Source organism: Chloroflexota bacterium (assembly GCA_014360905.1).
Taxonomy (GTDB): Bacteria; Chloroflexota; Anaerolineae; order UBA2200; family UBA2200; genus JACIWX01.
Genome location: JACIWW010000009.1, coordinates 93,105 through 102,359 on the forward strand (window position 1 = coordinate 93,105; position 9,255 = coordinate 102,359).

Sequence of the window (9,255 nt, forward strand, 5' to 3'; positions counted from 1 at the left end):
CCCTCGCAATGACATCTTTACACCAGAAACCAGGTTTCTTTTCTTCCGCCACTTTGACAGAAACCCCCTTCTATCCTATAATTTATAATGCCCTTGCACCCTGCACAAAGGAAAAACGGAGATGACCCAAATGGCTGCCACTCCTGCCCCAAAAGAGAGGAAAAACAACCTGCTGTGTCTAGACATTGGCAACAGCAATGTGGTCTTGGGTCTGTGGGAGAAAGACCAATGGCTTGCGCACTGGCGCGTGCGCACCATCCGCGACCAAATGCCCGATGAGTACGCCGTCCTGCTCAAAGCACTATTGCGCAATAACGGCTATGATTTCAAGAATATCACGCGCGTAGTGATGGCCAGCGTCGTGCCTCCCCTCACGGTGGTCTTCCAAGAACTTTTCCAACGCTACATGGGCATCGAACCCCTCATCGTCAACTCCGCTGTCAAGACAGGATTGCGCATCTGCATTGACAATCCGCCCGAACTCGGCGCTGACCTGCTCGCTGACGCCGTCGCCGCCTATCACCGTTTCCGCGGCGCCTGCATCGTGGTTGACTTTGGCACGGCCACAACCTTCAGCGCCGTGTCCAAAGAGGGTGATTTTCTGGGCGTTGCTATCGCCCTGGGCTTGGGCGTAGCCGCCGAAGCGCTTGCTGCTCATACCGCCCAGTTGCCACGTGTCGCCCTCGTGCCGCCTCCGGCTGCCATCGGCAAGAACACCGTCCACTCTATGCAATCGGGGCTCATCTTTGGCTACGTGGGGCTGGTGAAAGAACTCCTGCACCGCATCCGTACCGAGCTGGGAGGAGCAGCAAACGTGATTGCTACGGGCGGATTGAGCAGCGTCCTAGCACCACTGGTGGAGGAAATTGACGCCGTAGACCCCTGGCTGACCCTGGATGGACTCCGTCTCATCAGCGAATTGAACAAGGCGTGAGAATTCTACCCCTTGTGCGCACAAATTGGGAACCTGATCGATGGCGCTGTCGTCTATAAATTAAACTGAAAATTATTTTGTCTTGGAGGGAACCTGATATTATGAAACGCCATCCTGTCCTTTTGTTTATCTTGCTTTTGCTCTGCATCTCGCTCGTGCTCGTCGCCTGTGGGGCACCCCAACCAACCGCAACCCCCGCCCCAACGTTCACGCCTTTGCCCCCGCAACCCCCAAAGGTCATCCTGCGCCAACCGGAACGGGGACAAGAGCACGACATCAAAACGCCCATCGTCCTCGCCTTCGACCAGCCCATGGACCAAGCCTCTGTGGAAAAGGCATTTCGCATCTCACCGCAGGTGACCGGCTCCTTCCGCTGGGAAGGGACAAGGCTCTTCTTCACGCCCTCCGCAGAAGGATTTGCCCGTGCCGCATCCTACCGCGTGACGTTAGACACCACTGCCCGCAGCGCCGCTGGATTGGCGCTGCCGGATACATTCAGTTTCAAGTTCAACACTGTGGGCTATCTCGAAGTGGCCACGGTCCAGCCAGCACCGGGCACAACCAATGTGGCGCCTGATGCCACCATCACCGTGATGTTCAATCGCCCTGTCGTGCCCTTGAGCGACATCCAGTCCCAGACGGGCTTTGCCCTGCGCCAGCCGCTCCAATTTGTACCAGCGGTTACCGGCAAAGGCGAATGGCTCAATACCTCCATCTACACCTTTAAGGCAATACCCGATTTCCTCCCAGGCACTACCTACAAAGTTACCGTGGATCCAGAGCGCCTGGCCGACATCACCGACACCGTGTTGCCTGAACCGTACACCTGGGAGTTCACCACGGCGCTCCCTGCAGTTGTGGGCATTACCACCAGCGACCCCGAGGGATATATTGGCCCTTCGCCCACCATTACGCTCACCTTTAACATCACCATGGAGCATGCCTCCGTGGAGCAGCGCTTTGCCCTACGTCCCGCAAGCGGTGGGATCTCCATACCCGGCACCTTCTCCTGGGACGGCAAGGCGCTGGGCTTCAAGCCCTCTATCCCGCTGCAATTGGATACGGATTATGTTGTGTCCATGGCTGCAGGAGCCCGCGCCAGCATCGGCGGAGAGGGCATGGCGCAGGCATTTGAGTGGCGCTTTCGTACCATCCCACCCCCGCGCATCGTCCGCACCACGCCAGCAAACGGTGCCACGGGTGTAGAGCCCTATACCGGCGTGGAAATCTCGTTCAGCAGCCCTATAAATCGGGGCTCGCTGTCAGCCAACCTGACCATTTTGCCCAAACCAACGGAAGTGTACACCTCTTGGTGGGATGCAGATACACAGTTGTACCTTTCCTTCGGAGCCAAACCCTCCACTACCTATACCATCACCTTCGGAGCAGACTTGGAAGGGCGCTATGGGCACAAACTCGGACAGCCCTATCGCCTCACCTTCACCACCAAGGCTCTGCCACCTTCGCTCTATTTCCCAATGGACCGCGTGGGCACTTACAACGCCTATACCACGACTGCCGTCTATGTGCAACACGTCAACATATCCGAACTTAATCTCTCCCTGTACCGCATGGACCGGCCCGAATTCATCCTGCTCAATGGCAGCAACTGGTGGGCTCGCTGGGAAAAATACCAGCCAAAAGCCGAGAACCTGATCCGCAAATGGACCATGACGGTCGAGTCCCCGCTCAACATGTATCAGGCGACGACGATCCCCCTGTCTGTTGATGGCAAGAGCCCGCTGCGGCCAGGCTTCTACTACCTGGAGGTGCGGGCGCCTGGCGTGCGCGAGCCAGCACGGCACATGATGGTCGTGTCTTACGCCAATGTCTTGCTCAAGGTAACAAGCAAGGAAGCCCTGGTTTGGGTAACCGATTTGAACAGCGGTCAGCCCATTCCCGGAGTGGATGTGGCTGTCTTTGGGCCGGAGGCGCAGGTTCTGGCCTCGGGACGCACCAACCAAGAGGGCATTTTCTTCTCGACATTCGCGCTGGACATACCAATTGAACCGTGGAAGCCTATCCTGGCCATCGTTGGCCCAGAGGAAGCTGCGGCTGCCGCTTCGACCGATTGGTCAAGCGGCATCTCCCCTTGGCAATTCAACATCCCTACCGAGGAGTATCTAGAGCCCTATCGTGCCTATTTCTACACTGACCGTTCCATCTACCGTCCCGGCCAGACCGTCTATTTCAAAGGCATCCTGCGCCACGATGACGATGGACGCTACAGCCTGCCCAGCGCAGTGAAAAGCATGACTGTGGTGGTGACCGACGATGAAGGCAAGGAAATCTATCGCTCGGACCGCCCACTGAATGACATGGGCACCCTGGAGGGCGAGTTCAAACTCGCTGACGAAGCCAGCCTAGGCAATTACTATCTCTACGCCCAATTGGGAGAACAATCTTTCAGCACGAGTTTCCAGGTGGCGGAGTACCGCAAGCCCGAATTTGTCGTCACCGTCACTCCCGACAAGGATGAATACATCCAAGGCGATGAAATCACCGTGGACATTGCCGCCAGCTATTACTTTGGAGGCCCTGTAGCCAATGCCCAGGTCACCTGGCGGCTGATGAGCCAGGATTACTACTTCTACTGGACGGGCAAAGATTACTACGACTTTACCGATGCCGACTACGAATCGCGGGGTGTACAGACTTTCTATGGCAAACTCGTCACCGTTGGACAAGGGCGCACCAATAGCGCAGGGCGCCTCGTGGTCAAAATCCCGGCCAACATAGCCACGCGCAAGAACAGCCAGGTCTTCACCATCGAAGCATCCGTTACCGATCCGAGCAACCAGGAAGTCAGCAATCGCAACAGCGTCATCGTGCACAAGGGGCTTTTCTACATCGGACTGTCCCCTCAGGAGTACATTGGCTACGTCGGTCGCGCGAGCAAGATCAAAGCCATTACCGTGGACGCCAAGAGCAATCCAGTGCCCAACATCCCGCTTACCGTGGTCTTCCTAGAGGAGAAATGGTACAACGTGCAGAAGCAAGCGGATGATGGACGCTTCTATTGGGAATGGACGCTGGAGGAAACGCCTATCTACACCACCACTGCGACTACCGATGCTTCTGGCTTTGCCCTTGTCTTGTTCACGCCGGAGAAGGGCGGCGCCTACCGCGTGCGTGCTATTGCCCGTGACCGTCGCGAAAACGAGATCCGCAGCTCCACGTACCTGTGGATCAGTAGCGGTGAATTTATCCCTTGGCGGCAAGAGAACAACGACCGCATCGAACTAGTCACGGATAAGAAATCCTACCGTCCCGGCGAGGTCGCCCGCATTCTCATCCCCTCGCCCTTCCAGGGACAGGTGCGTGCCCTGTTGACCGTCGAACGCGGGCACATCATCAGTCATCGCCTGCTCACGCTTACCAGCAACAGCGAGCAGGTGGAAGTGCCCATCCTGTCTGAGTACGCCCCCAACGCCTATATTTCGGTGGTGATCGTCAAAGGAGTGGATGCCACCAACCCCGTGTCTTCGTATCGCGTTGGTTATGTAAATCTGGACATCTCCACCGAGGAAAAAGAACTGAAGATAGAGATCATACCGGACAAGAAAACGCCCTACCTCCCTGCCAGCAAGGCTACTTTCGACCTCCAGGTCAGCGATTACCGCGGACAAGGCGTACAAGCCGAGCTGTCCCTGCAACTGGTGGACCTGTCTGTGCTCGCTCTGACCGACAGCAGGCAGGGCACCATGCTGGATAGTTTCTACCGCAAACGCGGCCTCGGCGTGCGCACTGGCAGCACCCTCGCTATCTCCGTAGACCGCTACCGGCAACAAGCCCAGCCACCTACCGGCAAAGGTGGTAGCGGAGTAACGCCTGGCCTGGAAGACGCCATCCGCAAGCGCTTCCTCGACACCGCCTACTGGAACGCCCAAATCCGCACCGATGCCCAGGGTCACGCGAGGGTTACTATTGACCTGCCCGATAACCTCACCACCTGGCGCGCCACTGCCAAAGCCCTCACGGCGGACACGCTCGTGGGCGATAGCAATGCCGATATCGTCACCAGTAAGGACCTGTTGGTGCGCTCTGTCGCTCCGCGCTTCTTCGTCATCGGCGACCAAGCCCAGATTGGTGCCGTGGTGCACAACAACACCGACCAGGATTTGACTGTGGATGCCTCTTTAGAGGGGCAAGGAGTGGCCATCGAGAACGCGGCGCAGCGCCTCCAGATCCGCGCACGCAGCCAGCAAACCGTCAACTGGCCAGTGAGAGTGATCGGAGACGAGTCGGTAGTGCTCACCTGGCGCGTGTCCAGCGGCAACCTGAGCGATGCACTGCAATTGACCTTGCCTGTTTATCACTACAGCACTCCCGAAGTCGTCGCCACCGCCGGCCAAGTGCCCAGCGGCGAGGCGCGTGTGGAGACCGTGCTCTTGCCCGAACGCCTAGACCCAAGCCAGGGTGAACTGACGGTGCAGCTCGATCCCTCCTTGGCAGCGGGCATGCGCGATGGGCTCAAGTACCTGGAGACCTACCCCTACGACTGCATCGAGCAGACGGTCAGCCGCTTCCTGCCAAATGTCATCACCTACCGTGCCCTGAAGAGCCTGGGCATCACCAATGCCGAACTGGAAGCCAAGTTGCCGCAGTACGTCAGCCTCGGATTGCAGCGCATCTACGCTCTGCAGCATTACGATGGCGGATGGGGTTGGTGGCTATCCGATGACAGCAATCCCTTCATCTCCGCTTATGTCCTGCTGGGCATGAACGAAGCTGCCCGCGCCGGCTTTGCTGTGGACAGCAATGTGATGGCTCGCGCTGCCAAGTACCTACAGGGCACTTTGGATTCCCTCCAGACCGAACGCGAATACAGCGCCAATACGCGCTCCTTCATCCTCTACGTCCTGGCCGAATACGGACAGGGTGATCTGGGACGCACCGTCGCCCTCTTCGACAAACGGGGCAGTTTAGATAATTATGGCAAAGCCTACCTGCTCATGGCCCTGCGCCTTTTGCAGCCAGAAGAGCAAAGCCGCGTCAAAACCTTGCTCAGCGAACTAACCAATGCCGCCATCGTGAGCGCTACCGGAGCGCATTGGGAAGAAGAACAAACAGACCGCTGGACTATGAACACGGACACCCGCACCACAGCGATCGTGCTCCAAGCCTTGTTGCGTGCTGACCCCGCCAATGCGCTCATTCCGAACACGGTGCGTTGGCTGATGGCCGCGCGGAAGCAGGGACATTGGGAGACGACCCAGGAGACTGCCTGGGCCATCATGGCGCTCACCGACTTTATGGTGGCCACTGGCGAACTGCAAGCCGACTACGATTACCGCGTCACCGTGAACGCCAAGCGGCTGGGACAGGGCACCGTTACCACGCAAGATGTGGGCGAAACGCGCAAATTGGTTGTGTCCATCCAGGAACTGCTGCGCGAGGAGAGCAACCGCATTGTGCTGGAAAGAACCACGCTAGCACCGCAGACGGGCAAGGGGCAACTGTACTACTCCCTCTACCTGCGCTACTTCCTGCCCGTGGAGGACGTAAAAGCCCTCAACCGCGGCGTCATCGTCTCCAGGCAGTACACGCTCCTCGACCAGCCCGGCAAACCCATTACCGCGGCCAAGGTGGGCGACGTCATCCGCGTTAAACTGACCATCATCGCCCCCAACGCCCTGCATTTCCTCGTCGTGGAAGACCCGCTGCCCGCAGGCTGTGAAGCGCTGGACACGAGCCTGAAGACCACCAGCGCTGCCTACCAGATGCCAATCTTAGAGGGTGAGGAAGGCTGGCCGCCCTACTGGTGGTACTTTACCGAGAGCGAGCTGCGCGATGAAAAGGTCGCCCTCTTCGCCACGTATCTGAACAAGGGCACCTACGAATACACCTACCTCATCCGCGCTAGCGTTCCGGGACGTTTCCTGACCATGCCCACCTATGCCTATGAGATGTACTTCCCAGAGGTATTTGGGCGCAGCGATGGCGGCGTGTTCACCGTCGAATAAACAACGCAGAAACCAGGTTTCTCCCAGAAACCTGGTTTCTGTTTATCCGTAGAATTGACTCCTTGCTATACTTGCGCTACACTACGCCTGATTTCGACGAGATGAGCAACGGTTGAAAGAAGACGGCATCCTAGCCAGAAAGGATACAAGCCATGAAAGCCATTCATCAACCTAAACCTGCTATTCGCCTGACCCTAGTCATTGCAGTGCTAGCCCTCCTCGCCATACCCACCACCTCTGCCCAAGCTCCGAAGCGCTTCGTTGCCCAACTGGGTGGCGCAAGCTATGCCATTGCGGCAACAGATACACTAGTATGCGCAGGCGTAGGTCCTAACCTAGCTGTTTTCTCTGCAGAGAGCACCGAACTGAACCTGTTGGGCAGCGTGTACCTGGGCGATATCGTGCGTGGCTTGACAATTGATGGCAATTTGGTTTATGTCGCTGCCAGCGGACAAGGGCTGCGCATCGTGTCCCTAGCCAATCCTGCCGCTCCATTGGTCATCGGCGGCAGGGATGAACTCGGTTCAGTGCTTGCTGTAGCCGTCGCCAACGATTATGCCTATGTAGGCAATGAGAACGGCACTGTTCACGTTCTGGACGTTCACGATCCGGTCAAACCTGTTTGGACAGACTCTGTTGCTACGCCGGGGCAGGCCCTTGACATTGAGACCGCCAATTCTTATGCCTTCGTCGCTGACGGTAGGAGCGGCCTCTACATCCTGAGGAATGCGCTAAATCAGAAATGGTTCGCAGTGCGCACCTTTCGTGCGCCAGTGCACAATACGCGCCTCCAGTGCGCGTGTAACGCTGAAGCGCTCACGATCAACAACTAACCTATGGCAAACAACAACCATAAATTCCGGCAATGGTCGCCCTTCCATCAACTTGGTAGCACTCCGCTCAAACGCGCTGCTATCATCTTGCTGTTGATCGTTGGCACATACCTGCTTATCCCGCGCCTGGCAGGGTTGACCGAGACACTAGAACTCATCCCCAAAGCAAATACCGTCTACCTCCTGGCCGCCCTGGCCTCGCAAATTGCCAGCGTGCTCTGGGGTGCTTACATCGTACACCGAATGCTGCCGGTTTTTGGGCCACTGCTAAGCTTTGCACGTGTCCTACACATAGTCCTTGCTTCGAGCTTTGCCAGCCTATTCATCCCTTCCGCTGGCTTGAGCAGTCTGGCCGTGCGTACCCGCTACCTGGGTGAGGACGGCTGCAGCGTAGAGGCAACCTTCTTGACCTTTGCCCTCGAAACGCTGGGGCAAGGCATTGCCATCTCCATCCTGGTGACCTTGGCCTTGCTTCAAGTCGCCCTGACTGGAGCAGATGCCCCATGGTGGATTGTGGCTCTGCTGGCAAGCACCGTGCTGGTGGGCATTGCTGCCCTTGCAATTTTGCTGTCCAGACCGCACGAGGGTGATTGGCGCTATCGCTTGCTGCACTGGTTGAACCAAAGGCTTGCCCGCCGGGGTGCGGCTCTGTTTTCTGCCTCAAGTCTGGAACACCGTCTGGCTGCCCTGCGCCAGGGTGCGCTGGCTCTGAACACACAGCGGCGCTGGCACCTGCTGCTGGGCAGCCTCTCCCGTGTCCTGACGGACATGCTCTGTCTGCAGATGACGCTTTATGCCTTTGGGCGAAGCGTCGCGCTTTCCACCACAATCGTCAGTTATGGACTCTCCTCCATCTTGGGCTTTCTCTCTTCCTCACCCGGTGGGCTGTTCGTCACGGAGGGCTCTCTGTCCGCCATCCTTGCGAAGCGCGGCGTGCCCTTCCCCGTCGCCGTAGCCGTGACACTCACCTACCGTTTGCTCGCCTTCTGGCTGCCCCGCCTCAGTGGCTTAGTCAGTTGGTACGTCCTCCAGCGCCAGAGTTCGCGCCCGCTTTGGTAAACCGTTACGTTTCCTGTTTCCCTTATCCCGTATCCCATTTTGGCATTACCCAACAATCCGTATAAAATCACTGTAGCAAGATCATAAACTCGGAGAGGCATTATGGACTGGAAAGTATTTGCTACCACTTTCATCGTATTGTTGCTGGCCGAATTGGGCGACAAGACTCAACTGTCGGTCATTACGTTGACCTGCAAGCACCAGCGCCCATTGCCCGTTTTTCTGGGCGCGACCATTGCCCTGACCAGCGTTACCCTGCTCGGTGTGCTGGGCGGCGAAGCGGCCTTGCGCCTGGTATCCGCGCAAATTCTGCGCAAACTGGCTGCCATCTCCTTTCTCATCATGGGACTGCTCATGTGGTTCGGGATCCTGTGAATGAAAAATGGTATTATGATATTGGACGGCGCCATTGCCGTGGGAGATGATGTATGGGGGTGGGGCGTAGGGGCGTGTTTGGTAGGGG

The 9,255-nt window shown here is 57.6% G+C and carries 5 protein-coding genes; all 5 read left to right on the forward strand.

The features are described from left to right. Window positions 1-130: 130 nt before the first annotated feature. The 5 genes from H5T67_05805 to H5T67_05825 all read left to right on the forward strand — a co-directional run bounded on the left by H5T67_05805 (window position 131) and on the right by H5T67_05825 (window position 9,167). Window positions 131-934 carry a type III pantothenate kinase gene (locus H5T67_05805; GenBank protein MBC7244833.1) on the forward strand — a complete coding sequence of 268 codons (804 nt, stop codon included), beginning with the start codon at window positions 131-133 and terminating at the stop codon, window positions 932-934. Between the two features lie 101 nt (window positions 935-1,035). Continuing rightward, a complete protein-coding gene (locus tag H5T67_05810; GenBank protein MBC7244834.1) occupies window positions 1,036-6,900 on the forward strand; it encodes an Ig-like domain-containing protein in 5,865 nt (1,954 codons plus the stop codon). 152 nt (window positions 6,901-7,052) lie between these two features. Then, complete coding sequence (locus H5T67_05815) at window positions 7,053-7,733, forward strand: hypothetical protein (protein MBC7244835.1); 681 nt, start codon at window positions 7,053-7,055, stop codon at window positions 7,731-7,733. Window positions 7,734-7,736: 3 nt separating this feature from the next. Further along, window positions 7,737-8,792, forward strand: a complete 1,056-nt coding sequence (locus tag H5T67_05820) for a flippase-like domain-containing protein (GenBank protein MBC7244836.1) — start codon at window positions 7,737-7,739, stop codon at window positions 8,790-8,792. A 102-nt stretch (window positions 8,793-8,894) separates the two neighbouring features. Further along, window positions 8,895-9,167, forward strand: a complete 273-nt coding sequence (locus H5T67_05825; protein MBC7244837.1) for a TMEM165/GDT1 family protein — start codon at window positions 8,895-8,897, stop codon at window positions 9,165-9,167. Window positions 9,168-9,255 lie beyond the last annotated feature (88 nt).